This is a genomic window from Streptomyces sp. NPDC104367 (assembly GCF_055583825.1).
The window spans coordinates 125,635-143,321 of record NZ_JBVJND010000023.1 but is presented as its reverse complement, the minus strand read 5'-3'; the positions used below and the strand labels follow the sequence as shown (position 1 = coordinate 143,321).

Sequence of the window (17,687 nt, the reverse complement as noted above, 5' to 3'; positions counted from 1 at the left end):
ACGTCGGACAGTGGAGGTGGATGCGTCATGCGTGCAAAGGAGAGTGAGGGCGCGGAATACGAGTACGAAGTCGACGGCTCGGAATACGAGGACGAAGACGACGACGAGTACACGCCCACCATCCCGGCCCGCGCGGCCTTCCGCCGCTTCTGGCCGCTGACCCGTGGCCTGCGCAAGTGGCTGATGATCGTCTGGGTGTGCACGGTGATCGCAGCGCTCGCCGAGACCGAGGCCATCCTCCTCTTCAGCGACCTCACCGACCACGCCCTCCAGAAGGGCTCGCTGGCCGCCTTCTGGAGCCCGGCCGGCAAGTGGCTGGCCGTCGCGGCCGTCGGCGCGGTCGTCGGGTACGCCGGAAACTCCCTCGCCGCCTGGGCGACGGAGCGCTTCGTGATGCGGCTGCGCGAACACGTCTTCGACCATGTCCAGCAGCTGCCCCCGCACTTCTTCCAGAGCCACCGTCAGGGCGATCTGCTCTCCCGTCTGACCAGCGACGTCGAGGCGATCGAGACCATGGTCGTGTCCGGTCTCATCGGCGCCGCGTCCGCCCTGTTCAGCGCCATCTTCTACGCGGCCGCCGCGTTCTGGCTGCGCTGGGACCTGGCCGCCGCCACCTTCGTCCTCGCCCCGCTGTTCTGGCTGGCCGCCCGCCGCTTCTCCGGCTCCATCAAGGACGTGTCGAGGGAGGGCCGGGTCGCCGACGGCGCGATCACCTCCGTCGTCGAGGAGTCGCTCGGCAACATCGTGCTCACGCAGGCGTACGACCGGCGCGACGCCGAGCGCCGGCGGCTGAACGAGGAGGCCACCGCCTGGTTCCGCGCCTCCGTGCGCTCCTCCCGGCTCAACGAGGCCTACGAGCAGCTCGTCCAGGTCATCGAGACGATCTGCGTCCTCGCGGTGATCGGCATCGGGGTCTGGGAGATCTCCACCGACCGTATGACCCTCGGTCAGCTCCTCGCCTTCTCCGCCTTCCTCGGCTACCTCTACCCGCCCGTGCGCGGCCTCGCCCAGCTCGGCCTCACCATCACCGCCGCCACGGCGGGCGCGGAACGGCTCATCGAGATCCTCGACGTGCGGCCCTCGGTCACCGACCCGAGGCGGGGCACCGACTCCGGCCGCCCCGACGGCTCCGTCGAACTCCGCGAGGTCGGCTTCCGCTACCCGGGCGCCGACAGGACCGCCCTGGAGGGGCTCTCCTTCACCGTCAGCCCCGGCGAGCTCGTGATCATCACCGGCCCCAGCGGCGCGGGCAAGTCCACCGTCTCCAAGATGCTGCTCCGCTTCTACGACCCGGACAGCGGCGAGGTCCTCCTCGACGGCGTCCCGATCCGCGACTTCCCGCTGGCCCGGCTGCGCGAGTACATCACCCTGCTCCCGCAGGAGACCCTGGTCCTGCACGACACCGTGCGCGCCAACATCGCCTGCGGCCGCCCCGGCGCCAGCGACCAGGCCATCGAGGACGCGGCCAGGGCGGCCGACGCCCACGACTTCATCATGAAGCTGCCCGAGGGCTACGACACCAGGGTCGACCCCAACTCGGCCCGTCTGTCCGGGGGCCAGCTCCAGCGGCTGGCCATCGCCCGCGCGATCCTGCGCGACGCGCCCGTCCTGGTCCTCGACGAGCCGACCACCGGCCTCGACGCGATGGCCGCGCGCCGCGTCGTCAAGCCGCTGCGGCGCCTGATGACCGGCCGTACGACCATCATGATCACCCACGACCTCAACCTCGCCCCCGACGCCGACCGCATCCTCGTCGTCGACCGGGGCCGCATCGTCGAGACCGGCCGCCACGACGAACTCCTCAGCCGCGGCGGCGCGTACTCCCGGCTGCACCGCTCCCAGAACAACGCGATCATGGACACCGGCGAACTCCGGCTCCCCCTCTTCACCGAACCCGCCGCACCGGCCGCACACGCCGCACACGCCGCACCGGCGGCCCAGCCCGTCTACGCGACGGCTCACGCCCAGGCCCACGCGCAGGGCGGCGGCGGGTACGGCTACCAGTACCAGCCGTACGGGAACATGTACGACCAGGACGTCTACGCGGCCGCCGGTCTGTGGCCCCAGCCCATGTACGAGCCCCCCGTGCAGCCCCCTGTCCCCATGGAGGCCGACTACGGCGCGGGCATGCCCACCTCCCTCCCCGACGGCCGCCCCCTGTTCCGCGACGAGGAGCCCTGGCCGGGCATCTGAGCGAAGGCGGGAGGCGGCCGGGGCAGGACAGTTCCATAAAGGGTTTACGCACCTGTTTGGGTCCATTACCCTGGACTGAAAAGTGCATCGCAATGAACGACGACCCTTACTGGACCGCCCGTGACCACCCCCAGCACCTCGCAGCCGACGCCCACCCCCGCTCCCGTGGCCGCGCCGCCCGCCTCCGCACCCGCGTCCGGGGGCGGGGCGCGCGGCCGGCTCGGCTCGCTCGGCTCGCTCGGTCCCGTCGGCCTGGTGCTGGCCGGCGGCATCTCCGTGCAGTTCGGCGGTGCTCTCGCGGTCACCCTGATGCCCAGGGCGGGCGCGCTCGGCGTGGTGACCCTGCGGCTCCTCGCGGCCGCCGTGGTGCTGCTCGTCGTCTGCCGGCCCCGGCTGCGCGGCCACTCCCGCACCGACTGGGGCACGGTGATCGCCTTCGGTGTCACCATGGGCGCGATGAACGGCCTCTTCTACGAGGCCGTCGACCGCATCCCGCTGGGCACCGCCGTCACCCTGGAGGTGCTGGGCCCGCTCGCCCTGTCCGTGCTGGCCTCCCGGCGTGCGGTCAACGCGGTCTGGGCGGCGCTCGCCCTGGCCGGCGTCTTCCTCCTCGGCGGCGGAGGCTTCGGCGACCTCGACCCCGCGGGTGTCGCCTTCGCCCTGGGCGCCGGCGCCATGTGGGCCGCCTACATCGTCTTCAGCGCCCGGACCGGCCGCCGCTTCCCGCAGGCCGACGGGCTCGCCCTGGCCATGGCCGTCGCGGCCCTGCTCTTCCTCCCGCTGGGCATCGCCGACGCCGGCACGAGGCTCCTCGACCCGACCACCGTCGCCCTGGGCTCGTCGGTCGCGATCCTCTCCTCCGTACTGCCCTACACCCTCGAACTCCTCGCGCTGCGCCGCCTGCCCGCGCACACCTTCGCCATCCTGATGAGCCTGGAACCGGCCATCGCCGCCACCGCCGGGTTCCTCATCCTCGACCAGGCGCTGACGGCCACCGAGGCCGCCGCCATCGCCCTCGTCATCGCGGCGAGCATCGGCGCGGTCCGCACCCAGGTGGGCCGCGGCCGCCGCGCGGCCGGCGGCCCTCAGCCGGAGGGCAGCGGCAGCGCGTCCTGATAGCCGTTCGCCGGGCGCTGGATCTTCTTCACGGTCCGGGCGTCCAGCGCGACCGGTGCGGACTTCGTGCCCAGCCTCCCGCCCGGGTGCCAGCTCCCGGTGACCGACACCCAGGTGTCGGCGGGCGGCACGCTGTCGCTGTAGATCCGCACCTTCACCGACTGCGCGTCGGCCGCGCAGCACGAGATGATGATCCGGGTCAGGTCCCAGCTCCCGCCCCCCGCGACGGGCGTGACCAGCCCGCTCATCCGCACCGTCCGCCCCCTGATGGCCAGCGTGCGGTCCTGCTGCACCCGCGTGGTGAAGTCGGTCAGCGTGAGGGGCAGCGGCGAGGTGCCGGGCAGCGGGTCGAAGCCGTCCTGCTCCGGCACCGCCCTGGCGGGCTGCCGGGCGGCGGTGTACGCGCCGAGCGCCGGCGGGGCGTAGAAGAGCAGGCTCAGCGCGGGGAACAGCAGCAGCCAGGCGACCCGGGGCACGGCCGAGTGGTCGTGACCGTGGTGGCCCTCCCCGCCGTCGTGCGGTCCGGCGCCATCCGCGTGGTCACCGTGGCTGCCGTGGCGCTGCCCGCCCTCCCGTGCCGCCGCCTCCGCGACGCCCAGCGCCAGCAGCACGAACCCGGACACGACCAGCAGCGGACGCATCCCGGGCTTGACGTACCGCAGGCACAGGTCGGTGAAGAGGGAGGAGTGCAGCAGCCCCAGGCCGCTGAGGACGAGCAGGGTCACCTGAAGCGGACGTCTCACAGCAGCACCCCTCCGACCACCGCACTGCACAGGACCGCGACGACCGTCGTGGCGGCCGAGAAACGGGCCGCGAAGGCCCGGCCGAACGTGCCCGCCTGCAACGCGATCAGCTTCAGGTCGACCATGGGGCCGACCACCATGAACGCCAGCCGGGCGGTGGGCGAGAAGCCGGTGAGCGAGGACGCCACGAACGCGTCCGCCTCCGAGCACACCGCCAGGATGATCGCCAGCGCCGCCAGGAACAGCACCGACAGCCACGGCGACCCGGAGAACGTGTCGAGCACCGAGCGCGGCACGGCCACGTTGAAGGTCGCCGCCGCCATCGCGCCCACGACCAGGAAGCCGCCCGCCTGGAGGAAGTCGTGCTGGAACGCGCGCCGGAACTCCGTCCAGCGGCTGTACCCCGGGGTGTGCCCGCTGTGCCGCACGGCCGGCCGCAGCCACTCCTCCCGGCCCAGCCACAGCCACAGCCAGCCCATCACGGCGGCGGTCACCAGCGAGGCGAGCAGCCGGGCCAGCACCATGGCGGGGCTGCCCGGGAACGCGATGGCGGTCGCGGTCAGGACGACGGGGTTGACGGCGGGGGCGGAGAGCAGGAACGCGAACGCGGCGGCCGGTGTCACCCCGCGCCCGATCAGGCTGTTCGCCACCGGCACCGACGCGCACTCGCACCCCGGCAGCACCACCCCGGCGACCCCGGCGACCGGCACGGCCAGCGCGGGCCGCTTCGGCAGCAGCCGGGTGAACACCCGCTCCGGCACGAACGCGTTGATCGCCCCCGACAGCGCCGTACCCAGCAGCAGGAAGGGTGTCGCCTGCACGGCGACCGCGAGGCACACCGTCTGCCAGGCGTCCAGCGCCGCCTTGCTCACGCCCTGGCCGAGCAGGAAGAGGGCGGTGCCGGGCACGACGGCGGCGGCCACCAGCAACAGCGGCCACAAGCGCGGGAGTTCACGCGCCGGCGCCTCCTCGGCCACCTGCTGCCCGCCCGCCGCATCCGCTACGACGAGCGTGGTCTCCGCCCCCACGGCGAGTTCATCGGTCCTCCGCACGCCCCGCCCGCCCCACACATCACTCCATCGCCGGATGTTCCCATCGAACATAGGGCATGACGGCGTCGGCACCGCGACGGGTTCCCCCAAGGAAAGCCCCGAAAGCCCCCAAGGAACGCCCACGGCAGACCACTTGGAACACCTGTCGGAGCACCGCGCGGAGCACTATGCGGAGTGCCATGCGGAGCACCGCCGGGAGGCCCCGGGGTGGGCCGTCGGCCGAATTAATGCAAGCACGCTTGATTGTTTCTGGGTGCGCTGCCATGCTCCTCCCCATGTCCGATCCGACGCCCGTCATCGACGACCTGCGGGAGGAGAGCGCGGAACTCGACCGGCTGGTAGCCGAGTTGAGTGCCGAGCAGTGGGCCCTCGCCACGCCCGCGCCCCGCTGGACCGTCGCCCACCAGATCGCCCACCTCGCCTGGACCGACCACTCCTCGCTGCTGGCGGTGACCGACCGGGACGCCTTCGCCCGCGAGGTCGAGAAGGCGCTGGCCGCGCCCGGGGACTTCGTGGACAACGGCGCGGAGGACGGCGCCGCCAAGCCGCCCGCCCTGTTGCTGGCCGACTGGCGGGCCGGGCGCGACGCCCTGGCCGAGGCGCTGCGCGCGGCACCCGAGCGGGCACGTTTCCCCTGGTACGGCCCGCCCATGTCGGTCGCCTCCATGGCCACCGCCCGGCTCATGGAGACCTGGGCGCACGGCCTGGACGTCGCGGACGCGCTCGGGGTGACCCGCACCCCCACCGACCGGCTCCGCCACATCGCCCGCCTCGGCGTCCGCACCCGCGACTTCGCCTTCGGCGTGCACGGACTGCCCGCGCCCTTCGAGGAGTTCCGCGTCGAACTGACCGCCCCCTCCGGCGAGCTGTGGGTGTACGGACCCGAGAACGCCGACGACCGGGTCACCGGCCCCGCCCTCGACTTCTGTCTCCTGGTCACCCAGCGCGCCCACCGCGCCGACCTCGCCCTGGAGGCCACCGGCCCCGACGCCGACCGCTGGCTGGACATCGCCCAGGCCTTCGCGGGCCTGCCCGGCCCCGGCCGCACCCCGAGGGGCGGCACCCCGTGACCCTGCGGATAGGCAACGCCTCCGGCTTCTACGGCGACCGCTTCGACGCGCTGCGCGAGATGCTCACCGGCGGCTCGCTCGACGTCCTCACCGGCGACTACCTGGCCGAGCTGACCATGCTCATCCTCGGCCGTGACCGCCTCAAGGACCCCGCCGCCGGATACGCCCGCACCTTCCTGCGCCAGCTGGAGGACTGCCTGGGCCTGGCCCACGAGCGGGGCGTGCGGATCGTCACCAACGCCGGCGGCCTCAACCCCGCCGGACTCGCCGACGCCGTACGGCTGCTGGCCGGGCGGCTCGGCATCCCGGTGCGGGTCGCCCACGTGGAGGGCGACGACCTCACCGCCGCCCACCCCGGCAGCCTCGCCGCCCACGCCTACCTCGGCGGCTTCGGGATCGCCGAGTGCCTGCGGTCCGGCGCCGACATCGTGGTCACCGGCCGGGTCACCGACGCGGCCCTGGTCACCGGGCCCGCCGCCGCCCACTTCGGCTGGCGGCCCGACGAGTACGACCGGCTCGCGGGCGCCGTCGTCGCCGGCCACGTCCTGGAGTGCGGGACCCAGGCCACCGGCGGCAACTACGCGTTCTTCGCCGAGGCGCGGGCCACCGGCCGGGACGTCCGGCGCCCCGGCTTCCCGCTCGCCGAACTCCACGAGGACGGCAGCTGCGTCATCACCAAGCACCCCGGCACCGGCGGCTTCGTCGACACCGGCACGGTCACCGCCCAGCTGCTGTACGAGACCGGCGGCCCCCGGTACGCCGGACCCGACGTCACCGCCCGCCTGGACAGCGTCCGGCTGAGCCAGGACGGCCCGGACCGGGTCCGCATCGAGGGCGTGCGCGGCGAGGCCCCGCCCCCGACCCTCAAGGTCGGCCGCAACCTGCTCGGCGGCTTCCGCAACGAGGTCGTCTTCGTGCTCACCGGACTCGACGTCGAGGCCAAGGCCGCACTCGTACGGGAGCAGATGGGCGAAGCCCTCGCGCTCGCCAAGTCGCGCCCCTCCGAGATCCGCTGGGAACTGGCCCGCACCGACCGCCCCGACGCCGGCACCGAGGAGACCGCCAGCGCGCTGCTCCGGCTCGTCGTACGGGACCCGGACCCGGAGGCCGTCGGCCGGGCACTGAGCGGCGCCGCCGTGGAACTGGCCCTCGCCAGCTACCCCGGCTTCCATGTGCTCGCGCCACCCGGGAAGGGCGCGCCCTACGGGGTCTTCGAGGACGGGTACGTCCCCCAGGGGGAGGTGCCCCACGTGGCCGTCCTCGACGACGGCCGGCGGATCGCCGTACCGCCGGCCCGGGACACCCTCGTCCTCGCCGACCCGCCCGGACCGCCGCTGCCCGAACCGCTGCCGGCCGGGCCCACCCGGCGGGCGCCCCTCGGGCTCGTCGCCGGGGCCCGCAGCGGTGACAAGGGCGGCAACGCCAACGTCGGCGTCTGGGCCCGCTCGGAGGACGCCTGGCGGTGGCTGGCGCACACCCTCACCGTCGACGTCTTCCGCCGGCTCGTCCCCGAGGCGGCGGAGCTGACCGTGACCCGGCACCCGCTCCCCAACCTCCGCGCCCTCAACTTCACCGTCGAGGGCATCCTCGGCCGGGGCGTGGCCGCCCAGCACCGTTTCGACCCCCAGGCCAAGGCCCTCGGCGAATGGCTCCGCTCCCGCCACCTGGACATCCCGGAGGCCCTGCTGTGACGGTCATCGAGACCACCCTCGACACCCACGCCCCCGACCACCGGGCGAACCGCGACGCCATGCTCGCCAAGCTCGCCGACCTGGAGGCCGAGCACGCCAAGGCCCTCGCCGGCGGCGGCCCGAAGTACGTCGACCGGCACCGGGGGCGCGGCAAGCTGCTCGCCCGCGAGCGCATCGAACTCCTCCTCGACCCCGACACCCCCTTCCTGGAGCTGTCCCCGCTCGCCGCCTGGGGCAGCGACTACGCCGTCGGCGCCTCGCTCGTCACCGGGATCGGGACCGTCGAGGGCGTGGAGTGCCTGATCACCGCCAACGACCCGACCGTGCGCGGCGGCGCCAGCAACCCCTGGTCGCTGAAGAAGGCCCTGCGCGCCAACGACATCGCCCTCGCCAACCGGCTGCCCTGCATCAGCCTGGTCGAGTCCGGCGGCGCCGACCTGCCCTCGCAGAAGGAGATCTTCATCCCGGGCGGCGCCATCTTCCGCGACCTGACCCGCCTGTCCGCCGCCGGCATCCCCACCGTGGCCGTCGTCTTCGGCAACTCCACCGCGGGCGGCGCCTACGTCCCCGGCATGTCCGACCACGTGATCATGGTCAAGGAGCGCGCCAAGGTCTTCCTCGGCGGACCGCCGCTCGTGAAGATGGCGACCGGCGAGGAGAGCGACGACGAGTCGCTCGGCGGCGCGGAGATGCACGCGCGCGTGTCGGGTCTCGCCGACTACTTCGCCGTCGACGAACCGGACGCCCTGCGCCAGGCCCGGCGGGTGGTCGCCCGCCTCAACCACCGCAAGGCGCACCCCGATCCGGGCCCCGCCGAACCGCCCAAGTACGACCCCGGGGAACTGCTGGGCATCGTTCCCGGCGACCTGAGGACCCCGTTCGACCCGCGCGAGGTGATCGCCCGGATCGTCGACGCCTCCGACTTCGACGAGTTCAAGCCCCTGTACGGCAGCAGCCTCGCCACCGGCTGGGCCGCCCTGCACGGCTACCCGGTCGGCATCCTCGCCAACGCCCAGGGCGTCCTGTTCTCCGAGGAGTCCCAGAAGGCCGCCCAGTTCATCCAGCTCGCCAACCAGCGCGACATCCCGCTCCTCTTCCTGCACAACACCACCGGCTACATGGTCGGCAGGGAGTACGAGCAGGGCGGCATCATCAAGCACGGCGCGATGATGATCAACGCGGTCAGCAACAGCCGCGTCCCGCACCTCTCCGTCCTCATGGGCGCCTCCTACGGCGCCGGCCACTACGGCATGTGCGGCCGCGCCTACGACCCCCGGTTCCTGTTCGCCTGGCCCAGCGCCAAGTCCGCCGTCATGGGCCCGCAGCAGCTCGCCGGCGTCCTGTCGATCGTCGCCCGCCAGTCGGCCGCCGCGAAGGGGCAGCCCTACGACGACGACGCCGACGCCGCCCTGCGCGCCATGGTCGAGCAGCAGATCGAGTCCGAGTCGCTGCCGATGTTCCTGTCCGGGCGGCTGTACGACGACGGGGTGATCGACCCGCGCGACACCCGCACCGTCCTCGGCCTGTGCCTGTCCGCCATCCACACCGCCCCCTACGAAGGCGCGCGGGGCGGCTTCGGCGTCTTCCGGATGTGAGGGACCACGATGACCACGCTGCCCACGTCGACCACGTCGATATCGACCCTGCTCGTCGCCAACCGCGGCGAGATCGCCTGCCGGATCTTCCGCACCTGCGCCGAACTCGGCGTCAGCACCGTCGCCGTGCACTCCGACGCCGACGAGAACGCCCTGCACGCGCGCGTGGCCGACACGGCCGTACGGCTGCCGGGCGCCGCCCCCGCCGACACCTACCTGCGCGGTGACCTGGTGGTGAAGGCCGCCGTGAGCGCCGGCGCGGACGCCGTGCACCCCGGCTACGGCTTCCTCTCCGAGAACGCCGACTTCGCGCGCGCCGTCCTCGACGCCGGCCTGGTCTGGATCGGGCCGCCCCCCGAGGCGATCGAGGCGATGGCGTCCAAGACCCGCGCCAAGGAACTCATGGGCATCGCGCCCCTGGGCGAGGTCACGGCCGCGGACCTGCCGGTGCTCGTGAAGGCGGCCGCGGGCGGCGGGGGGCGCGGCATGCGTGTCGTGCGCCGCCTGGACGAACTGGGCGCCGCCCTGGAGGGCGCGCGCGCCGAGGCCGCGAGCGCCTTCGGCGACGGCGAGGTCTTCGTCGAGCCCTACATCGAACGCGGCCGCCACGTGGAGGTGCAGATCCTCGCCGACGCGCACGGCACCGTCTGGCCGCTGGGCACCCGCGACTGCTCACTCCAGCGCAGGCACCAGAAGGTCATCGAGGAGGCGCCGGCGCCCGGACTCCCCGAGGAGCTCGTACAGGAGCTGTACGAGCTGGCCGTGCGCGCCGCGCGCGCCGTCGCGTACGTCGGCGCGGGCACCGTCGAGTTCCTCGTCGCCGACGGCACGGCGCACTTCCTGGAGATGAACACCCGCCTCCAGGTGGAACACCCCGTCACCGAGGCCGTCTTCGGCCTCGACCTGGTGGCCGAACAGATCCGCGTCGCCGAGGGCCACCCCCTCCCGCCCGACGCGCCGCAGGCGCGCGGCCACGCCGTCGAGGCCCGCCTCTACGCCGAGGACCCCGCCCGCGACTGGGCCCCGCAGACCGGCACCCTGCACCGCCTCGCCGTCCCCGGCAACGTCCGCCTGGACACCGGCTGCACCGACGGCGACACGATCGGCGTGCACTACGACGCCATGCTCGCGAAAGCGGTCGCGCACGCCCCCACACGCGCGGAAGCGCTGCGCAAGCTGGCGCACGCGCTGGAGAACACCACCCTGCACGGCCCCACCACCAACCGCGACCTGCTCGTCCGCTCCCTGCGCCACGAGGAGTTCGCGGCCGCCCGCATGGACACCGGCTTCTACGACCGCCACCACGCCGCCCTCACCGCGCCCGCCCCCGACCCGTACGCCCCCCTCGCGGCAGCCCTCGCCGACGCCCAGGGCCGCTCCCGCTTCGGCGGCTGGCGCAACGTCCCCTCCCAGCCGCAGACCAAGCGCTACCTCATGGCCGGCGAGGAGCACGAGGTCCACTACCATCACGCGCGCGAGGGCCTCACGGCGGACGGCGTACGGGTCGTGCACGCCGGCGCGCGTCTCGTCGTACTCGACATCGACGGTGTGCACCGCAAGTTCGAGGTCGCCCGGTACGGCGACCAGGTCCACGTCAACAACACCCTCCTCACCGCCCTGCCCCGCTTCCCCGACCCGAAGGCCCAGCTCGCCCCGGGCTCGCTGCTGGCCCCCATGCCGGGAACGGTCGTACGGGTGGCGGAGGGCCTGGAGGCGGGCTCCGCGGTGGAGGCCGGCCAACCCCTCCTCTGGCTGGAGGCGATGAAGATGCAGCACCGGATCACGGCCCCGGTCACCGGCACCCTGACCGAACTGAGGGTGGCCGTAGGCCAACAGGTGGAGCCCGGCTCCCTGCTGGCGGTAGTGCAGGCGCCCCTCTAGGGGCGCGGGGAGCCGCGCGAGCAACCACATACGATCCCGCCACCCGAAGGAGCCACAGTGACCCCCCAGATCGAATCCGACGAACACAAGGCACTCCGCGCGGCCGTGGCCACCCTCGGCGCCAAGTACGGCCGCGACTACATCACCCGCACCACCGCCGAGGGCCGCCACCCCACCGAGCTCTGGCAGGAAGCCGGAAAGCTCGGCTACCTCGGCGTCAACCTCCCGGAGGAGTACGGCGGCGGAGGCGGCGGCATCACCGAACTCTCCATCGTCCTCGAAGAACTCGGCGCCGCCGGCTCCCCGCTGCTCATGCTCGTGGTCTCACCCGCGATCTGCGGCACCGTGATCTCCCGCTTCGGCACCGAGGAACAGAAGCGCACCTGGCTCCCCGGCCTCGCCGACGGCTCGCTCCTGATGGCCTTCGGCATCACCGAACCCGACGCCGGTTCCAACTCCCACCGCATCGCCACCACCGCCCGCCGCGACCCGGACACCGGCGACTGGCTGCTGACCGGCCGCAAGGTCTTCATCTCCGGCGTCGACATGGCCGACGCCGTCCTGATCGTCGGCCGCACCGAGGACGCCCGCACCGGACGCCTCAAGCCCTGCCTGTTCCTCGTCCCCACCGACGCCGAGGGCTTCCACAAGCGCCCCATCGACATGGAACTCAGCGCCGCCGAGAAGCAGTTCGAGCTGACCCTGGACGACGTACGGCTGCCCGCCGACGCACTCGTCGGCGACGAGGACGCCGGCCTGCTGCAACTGTTCGCCGGACTCAACCCCGAGCGGATCATGACGGCCGCGTTCGCGATCGGCATGGGCCGCCACGCCCTCGCCAAGGCCGTCGGCTACGCGCGCGACCGCACCGTCTGGAAGACCCCCATCGGCGCCCACCAGGCCATCGCGCACCCCCTCGCCCAGGCGCACATCGACCTCGAACTCGCCCGCCTGATGATGCAGAAGGCGGCGCACCTGTACGACGCCGGGGACGACATCGGCGCCGGTGAGGCCGCCAACATGGCGAAGTACGCGGCCGGGGAGGCCTGCGTCAGGGCCGTCGACCAGGCCGTGCACACCCTCGGCGGCAACGGACTGACCCGGGAATTCGGGCTCGCCTCGTTGATAACAGCCGCGCGTGTGGCTCGTATTGCTCCGGTGAGCAGGGAGATGATTCTCAACTACGTCTCCCACCAGACCCTGGGCCTGCCCAAGTCGTACTAGGCCGCCGCGCCCGCCTTGGAGGAACCGTGTTCCGCAGTGAGTACGCAGACGTTCCGCCCGTAGAACTCCCCATCCACGAGGCGGTGTTGGGCCGGGCCGCCGAGTACGGTGACACGCCCGCCCTGATCGACGGCGCGGACGGCACCACCCTCACGTACGAGCAACTGGACCGGTTCCACCGGCGGGTCGCGGCCGGACTCGCCGAGGCGGGCGTCCGCAAGGGCGACGTCCTCGCCCTGCACAGCCCGAACACCGTCGCCTTCCCGACGGCGTTCTACGCGGCCACGCGCGCGGGTGCCTCCGTCACCACCGTGCACCCGCTCGCCACCCCCGAGGAGTTCGCCAAACAGCTCGGCGACTCCGCCGCCCGCTGGATCGTCACCGTCTCACCGCTCCTGGAGTCGGCCCGCCGTGCGGCCGAACTGGCCGGCGGCATAGCCGAGATATTCGTCTGCGACAGCGCGCCCGGACACCGCAGCCTCATCGACATGCTCGGCTCCACCGCCCCCGAGCCCCAGGTCGACATCGACCCCGTCGAGGACGTCGCCGCGCTGCCGTACTCCTCCGGCACCACCGGCGTCCCCAAGGGCGTGATGCTCACCCACCGGCAGATCGGCACCAACCTCGCCCAGCTGGAGTCCTCCGTCCCGGCGGGCCCCGGCGACCGCATCCTCGCCGTACTGCCCTTCTTCCACATCTACGGCCTGACCGCCCTCATGAACGCGCCCCTGCGCTCGGGCGCCACCGTCGTCGTCCTGCCCCGCTTCGAGCTGGAGACCTTCCTCGCGGCGATCCAGAACCACCGCATCACCGGCCTGTACGTCGCCCCGCCGATCGTCCTCGCCCTCGCCAAGCACCCGCTCGTCGAGCAGTACGACCTGTCGTCCCTCCAGTACGTCATGAGCGCCGCCGCGCCCCTGGACGCCCGGCTCGCCGCCGCCTGCTCCCAGCGGCTCGGCCTGCCGCCGGTCGCACAGGCGTACGGCATGACGGAACTCTCGCCGGGCACCCACGTCGTCCCCCTGGACGCCATGCACCAGGCACCGCCCGGCACCGTCGGCAAGCTCATCGCCGGCACCGAGATGCGGATCGTCTCGCTCGACGACCCCCACAAGGACGCCGCCCCCGGCGAACGCGGCGAGATAGCCATCCGCGGCCCCCAGATCATGAAGGGCTACCTCGGCCGTCCCGACGCCACCGCCGAGATGATCGACACCGACGGCTGGCTGCACACCGGGGACGTCGGCCACGTCGACGCCGACGGCTGGCTCTACGTCGTCGACCGCGTCAAGGAACTCATCAAGTACAAGGGCTTCCAGGTGGCCCCCGCCGAACTGGAGGCACTCCTGCTCACCCACCCCGGCATCGCCGACGCCGCCGTCATCGGCGCCTACAACGAGGACGGCAACGAGATCCCGCACGCCTTCGTCGTGCGCCAGCCCGCCGCCGACGACCTCACCGAGAACGAGACCATGCTCTACGTCGCCGAACGCGTCGCGCCCTACAAACGCGTCCGCAAGGTCACCTTCGTCACCGGGGTCCCCCGCGCGGCCTCCGGGAAGATACTCCGCCGCGAACTGCGCGACCTCGCGAAGACCGGGGAACCCGAGGAGGGCCCATGACGTTGATCGGACAGACCCGCGAGCGAGCCGTCACCACCCTCAGCCTCGACTCCACCGCCACCCGCAACGCCCTGTCCGCCGCCCTCGTCGCCGAACTCGCCGAGGCCCTCACCGAGTCCGCCAAGGACCCCGACGTCCGCGCGGTCGTCCTCACCCACACCGGCACCACGTTCTGCGCCGGCGCCGACCTGCGCGACCCGCCCCACCCCGACGCCCTCGTCGGGCTCCTGCGCCAGATCGTCGAGCTGCCCAAGCCGGTCGTCGCCCGCGTCACCGGCCACGTCCGCGCGGGCGGCCTCGGCCTCCTCGCCGCCTGCGACATCGCCGCCGCCTCGGCCGGCTCCACCTTCGCCTTCACCGAGGTACGCATCGGCGTCGCCCCCGCCGTGATCTCCCTGACCCTCCTGCCGCGCACCGACCCCCGCGCCCTCGCCCGCTACTACCTCACCGGCGAACGCCTCGACCCCGCCGAAGCCGTCCGCCTCGGCCTGCTCACCACCGTCGCCGACGACGTGGACACCGCCCTCGCCCCCGTCCTCGACGGCATCCGCCGCTCCGCCCCCCAGGCCCTGGCCGAGACGAAACAGCTGCTCACGGCTAGGGTGCTGGAGACATTCGACCGGGACGCGGCCCACCTGACCGCGCTCTCGGCCCGGCTGTTCTCCTCCGACCAGGCCCGCGAGGGGATGACGGCCTTCCTCGAACGACGGGACGCGGCGTGGGTGGTGTGAGCACGGCGGAACACGGGCGCGGTCCTCAGCAGGACCGCGCCCCCAAGCAGGACCGCAGCCGGGCCACCCGGCAGCGCCTCCTGGAAGCCGCCGTGGCCTGCCTCGCCGAACACGGCTGGGCAGGCTCCACGGTCGCCGTCGTCGCCGAACGCGCCGGCGTCTCCCGGGGCGCCGCCCAGCACCACTTCCCGACCCGCGAGGACCTCTTCACGGCGGCCGTCGAGTACGTCGCCGAAGAACGCTCCACCGCCATCCGCGCCCTCTTCCCCGACGGCGCGGCGGGCGACCGCAGAGCCGTCGTCTCCGCCCTCGTCGACCTCTACACCGGCCCCCTCTTCCGCGCCGCCCTCCACCTCTGGGTCGCCGCCTCCAACGAGGAGCAGCTCCGCTCCCAGGTCACCGAGCTGGAGGCCCGCGTCGGCCGCGAGACCCACCGCATCGCCGTGGACCTCCTGGCCGCCGACGAGTCCCGCCCCGGCACCCGTGAGACGGTCCAGGGCCTCCTGGACATGGCGAGGGGCCTGGGCCTGGCCAACCTCCTGACGGACGACAGGGGGCGGCGGGAGCGGGTGGTGACGCAGTGGGCGCTGCTGCTCGACGAGACCCTGGGATGAGGAGCAGGGCCCGAAGGGCCCGCTCTCCGGGGGCGCGGGGAACCGCGCGACCGGCCACGACGCACCCGCAGCCGCCCGCACACCCCCGCGGGCGACTCAGCGGCCCGCACACTCCTGCGGGCGACTCAGTGGGCGATGTCCGCGAACCCCTCGATGTCCTGCGGCCTGCGCACCCCCGGCCCCACGTACTGCGCCGACGGCCGGACCAGCCGCCCGGTCCGCTTCTGCTCCAGGATGTGCGCCGACCAGCCCGCCGTCCGTGCGCAGGTGAACATCGACGTGAACATGTGCGCCGGCACCTCCGCGAAGTCCAGCATGATCGCGGCCCAGAACTCCACGTTCGTCGCCAGCACCCGGTCCGGCCGGCGGTTGTGGAGCTCCTCCAGCGCCGCCTTCTCCAGCGCCTCCGCGATCTCGAACCGCGGCGCCCCCAGCTCCCGTGCCGTCCGCCGCAGCACCCGCGCCCGCGGGTCCTCGGCCCGGTACACCCGGTGCCCGAACCCCATCAGCCGCTCACCCCGGTCCAGCGCCCGCCTGACGTACCCCTCCGCGTCCCCGGTCCGCTCGATCTCCTCGATCATCCCCAGCACCCGGGACGGCGCACCGCCGTGCAGCGGCCCCGACATGGCCCCCACCGCACCCGACAGCGCGGCCGCGACATCGGCCCCCGTCGAGGCGATGACCCGGGCCGTGAACGTGGACGCGTTCATCCCGTGCTCGGCCGCCGAGGTCCAGTACGCGTCCACCGCGGCGACGTGCTTCGGATCGGGCTCGCCCCGCCACCGGATCATGAACCGCTCCACGACCGAGTGCGCCTTGTCGATCTCCCGCTGCGGCACCATCGCCAGCCCCTGCCCGCGCGCGGACTGGGCGACGTACGACAGCGCCATCACCGCGGCCCGCGCCAGGTCGTCCCGGGCCTGCCCGGCATCGATGTCGAGCAGCGGCCTGAGCCCCCACACGGGGGCGAGCATGGCGAGCGCGGACTGCACGTCCACGCGGATGTCACCCGAATGGACGGGGATCGGGAACGGCTCGGCCGGCGGCAGCCCCGGGTTGAAGGCCCCGTCGACCAGCAGCCCCCACACGTTCCCGAACGACACGTGTCCGACCAGATCCTCGATGTCGACGCCCCGGTAGCGCAGGGCGCCGCCCTCCTTGTCCGGTTCGGCGATCTCCGTCTCGAACGCGACGACTCCTTCGAGCCCAGGTACGAAGTCGGACATGGGGCGGCTCCTCATGTGGTGTGGTCGGAGGCAACTGCACCATAACCCCGAGTGCCAGACTTGGGGAGTCCAGCGGCACTCAGTGCCACATCCGATGCCGTTCCCCGGTGGCGCGCGGAGCCATACGGCAAGATGACCGCGTGACCGACCGTGACGCCGCCGCCGCCTCCGACGACCCCGTCCTCGACCCCGCCGCGATGCGCAAGCACTACCGGGCCGAGGGCTTCGCCGAGGGCGACCTGGCCGCAACCCCCATGGACCAGTTCACCCGCTGGTTCGAGCAGGCCGCGCGGGCGGCCGCCGACGGCATGATCTACGAACCCAACGCGATGGTCGTCTCCACCGCCGACGCCGAGGGCCGCCCCAGCTCGCGCACGGTCCTGATGAAGCGGTACGACGCCCAGGGCTTCGTCTTCTACACCAACTACGACTCCCGCAAGGCCCGGGACCTCGCCGCGAACCCGTACGTCTCGCTGCTCTTCCCCTGGCACGCCATCGCCCGCCAGGTCATCGTCACCGGCACCGCCCGCCGCACCGGCCGCGACGAGACCGCCGCCTACTTCCGCACCCGCCCGCACGGCTCCCAGCTGGGCGCCTGGGCCAGCGCGCAGTCCTCGGTCATCTACTCCCGCGCCGAGCTCGACGCGGCCTACGCCGAGCTGAGCGCCCGCTACTCCGAGGGCGAACAGGTCCCGGTCCCGCCGAACTGGGGCGGCTTCCGCATCGCCCCCCGGACGGTCGAGTTCTGGCAGGGCCGCCAGGACCGCCTCCACGACCGCCTCCGCTACGTCGCCGACCCCGACGGCACCTGGCACGTGGAGCGCCTCAGCCCCTGAGACGGGCCCGCACACGCAGACGACCCGCGAGTTCGGGTCCCTCCGCCTGGGCGGAGGAGCCGGCCGGACGTGCCGGCGAACTCGCGGGTCGGG

General features: G+C 73.2%; 14 protein-coding genes. 11 read left to right on the top strand and 3 right to left on the bottom strand.

What is annotated here, in order from left to right:
* Positions 1-27: 27 nt before the first annotated feature.
* Complete coding sequence (locus ACZ619_RS30615; RefSeq protein ID WP_469605668.1) at positions 28-2,193, top strand: ABC transporter ATP-binding protein; 2,166 nt, start codon at positions 28-30, stop codon at positions 2,191-2,193.
* A gap of 120 nt (positions 2,194-2,313) precedes the next feature.
* Entirely contained in the window at positions 2,314-3,309 is a 996-nt protein-coding gene (locus ACZ619_RS30610; protein ID WP_469605664.1) for an EamA family transporter, read from the top strand.
* On the opposite strand, the gene ACZ619_RS30605 is transcribed toward ACZ619_RS30610, so the two are convergent.
* Together ACZ619_RS30605 and ACZ619_RS30600 are read right to left on the bottom strand one after the other, a co-directional pair.
* Positions 3,279-4,052: a TIGR03943 family putative permease subunit gene (locus tag ACZ619_RS30605; RefSeq protein WP_469605659.1), complete on the bottom strand. Its 774-nt coding sequence runs from the start codon at positions 4,050-4,052 to the stop codon at positions 3,279-3,281. The two genes, ACZ619_RS30610 and ACZ619_RS30605, sit on opposite strands and share 31 nt — an antisense overlap.
* Positions 4,049-5,029 (bottom strand): permease, encoded by a 981-nt coding sequence (locus ACZ619_RS30600; RefSeq protein ID WP_469605753.1) that lies wholly within the window; start codon positions 5,027-5,029, stop codon positions 4,049-4,051. The genes ACZ619_RS30605 and ACZ619_RS30600 overlap by 4 nt, the downstream gene beginning before the upstream one ends.
* Positions 5,030-5,379: 350 nt before the next feature.
* Here ACZ619_RS30600 and ACZ619_RS30595 point away from each other — a divergent pair, with 350 nt between their 5' ends.
* From ACZ619_RS30595 to ACZ619_RS30560, 8 genes are read left to right on the top strand one after another with little or no spacing between them, the layout of a single operon-like run.
* Positions 5,380-6,174, top strand: coding sequence for a TIGR03084 family metal-binding protein (locus ACZ619_RS30595; RefSeq protein ID WP_469605656.1), 795 nt, complete (start codon positions 5,380-5,382; stop codon positions 6,172-6,174).
* On the top strand, positions 6,171-7,865 hold the full coding sequence (locus tag ACZ619_RS30590) for an acyclic terpene utilization AtuA family protein (RefSeq protein WP_469605653.1): 1,695 nt from the start codon (positions 6,171-6,173) through the stop codon (positions 7,863-7,865). Before ACZ619_RS30595 ends, ACZ619_RS30590 begins: the two co-directional genes overlap by 4 nt.
* Positions 7,862-9,460: an acyl-CoA carboxylase subunit beta gene (locus tag ACZ619_RS30585; protein WP_469605650.1), complete on the top strand. Its 1,599-nt coding sequence runs from the start codon at positions 7,862-7,864 to the stop codon at positions 9,458-9,460. The genes ACZ619_RS30590 and ACZ619_RS30585 overlap by 4 nt, the downstream gene beginning before the upstream one ends.
* A gap of 9 nt (positions 9,461-9,469) precedes the next feature.
* Positions 9,470-11,341 (top strand): acetyl/propionyl/methylcrotonyl-CoA carboxylase subunit alpha, encoded by a 1,872-nt coding sequence (locus tag ACZ619_RS30580; protein WP_469605648.1) that lies wholly within the window; start codon positions 9,470-9,472, stop codon positions 11,339-11,341.
* 57 nt (positions 11,342-11,398) lie between these two features.
* The gene (locus ACZ619_RS30575; RefSeq protein WP_469605644.1) at positions 11,399-12,565 is read left to right on the top strand and encodes an acyl-CoA dehydrogenase family protein; all 1,167 of its coding nucleotides are present in this window, start codon (positions 11,399-11,401) and stop codon (positions 12,563-12,565) included.
* Positions 12,566-12,591: 26 nt separating this feature from the next.
* Complete coding sequence (locus ACZ619_RS30570; protein WP_469605640.1) at positions 12,592-14,187, top strand: 4-coumarate--CoA ligase family protein; 1,596 nt, start codon at positions 12,592-12,594, stop codon at positions 14,185-14,187.
* On the top strand, positions 14,184-14,918 hold the full coding sequence (locus ACZ619_RS30565; protein ID WP_469605636.1) for an enoyl-CoA hydratase family protein: 735 nt from the start codon (positions 14,184-14,186) through the stop codon (positions 14,916-14,918). The genes ACZ619_RS30570 and ACZ619_RS30565 overlap by 4 nt, the downstream gene beginning before the upstream one ends.
* Positions 14,906-15,532, top strand: a complete 627-nt coding sequence (locus ACZ619_RS30560; RefSeq protein WP_469605631.1) for a TetR/AcrR family transcriptional regulator — start codon at positions 14,906-14,908, stop codon at positions 15,530-15,532. Before ACZ619_RS30565 ends, ACZ619_RS30560 begins: the two co-directional genes overlap by 13 nt.
* Before the next feature lie 125 nt (positions 15,533-15,657).
* On the opposite strand, the gene ACZ619_RS30555 is transcribed toward ACZ619_RS30560, so the two are convergent.
* The gene (locus ACZ619_RS30555; protein ID WP_469605628.1) at positions 15,658-16,758 is read right to left on the bottom strand and encodes a citrate synthase 2; all 1,101 of its coding nucleotides are present in this window, start codon (positions 16,756-16,758) and stop codon (positions 15,658-15,660) included.
* A gap of 140 nt (positions 16,759-16,898) precedes the next feature.
* Between ACZ619_RS30555 and pdxH the strand changes: the two genes are divergently transcribed.
* Positions 16,899-17,594 (top strand): pyridoxamine 5'-phosphate oxidase, encoded by a 696-nt coding sequence (gene pdxH, locus ACZ619_RS30550; protein ID WP_469605625.1) that lies wholly within the window; start codon positions 16,899-16,901, stop codon positions 17,592-17,594.
* The last annotated feature ends 93 nt before the right edge of the window (positions 17,595-17,687 follow it).

What these genes read in the sequence shown, in the direction of transcription:
- ACZ619_RS30615 (WP_469605668.1), top strand. Translation starts at nt 28, where the DNA reads ATGCGTGCAAAGGAGAGTGAGGGCGCGGAATACGAGTACGAAGTCGAC.
- ACZ619_RS30595 (WP_469605656.1), top strand. Translation starts at nt 5,380, where the DNA reads ATGTCCGATCCGACGCCCGTCATCGACGACCTGCGGGAGGAGAGCGCG.
- ACZ619_RS30580 (WP_469605648.1), top strand. Translation starts at nt 9,470, where the DNA reads ATGACCACGCTGCCCACGTCGACCACGTCGATATCGACCCTGCTCGTC.
- ACZ619_RS30565 (WP_469605636.1), top strand. Translation starts at nt 14,184, where the DNA reads ATGACGTTGATCGGACAGACCCGCGAGCGAGCCGTCACCACCCTCAGC.
- ACZ619_RS30555 (WP_469605628.1), bottom strand. Translation starts at nt 16,758, where the DNA reads ATGTCCGACTTCGTACCTGGGCTCGAAGGAGTCGTCGCGTTCGAGACG.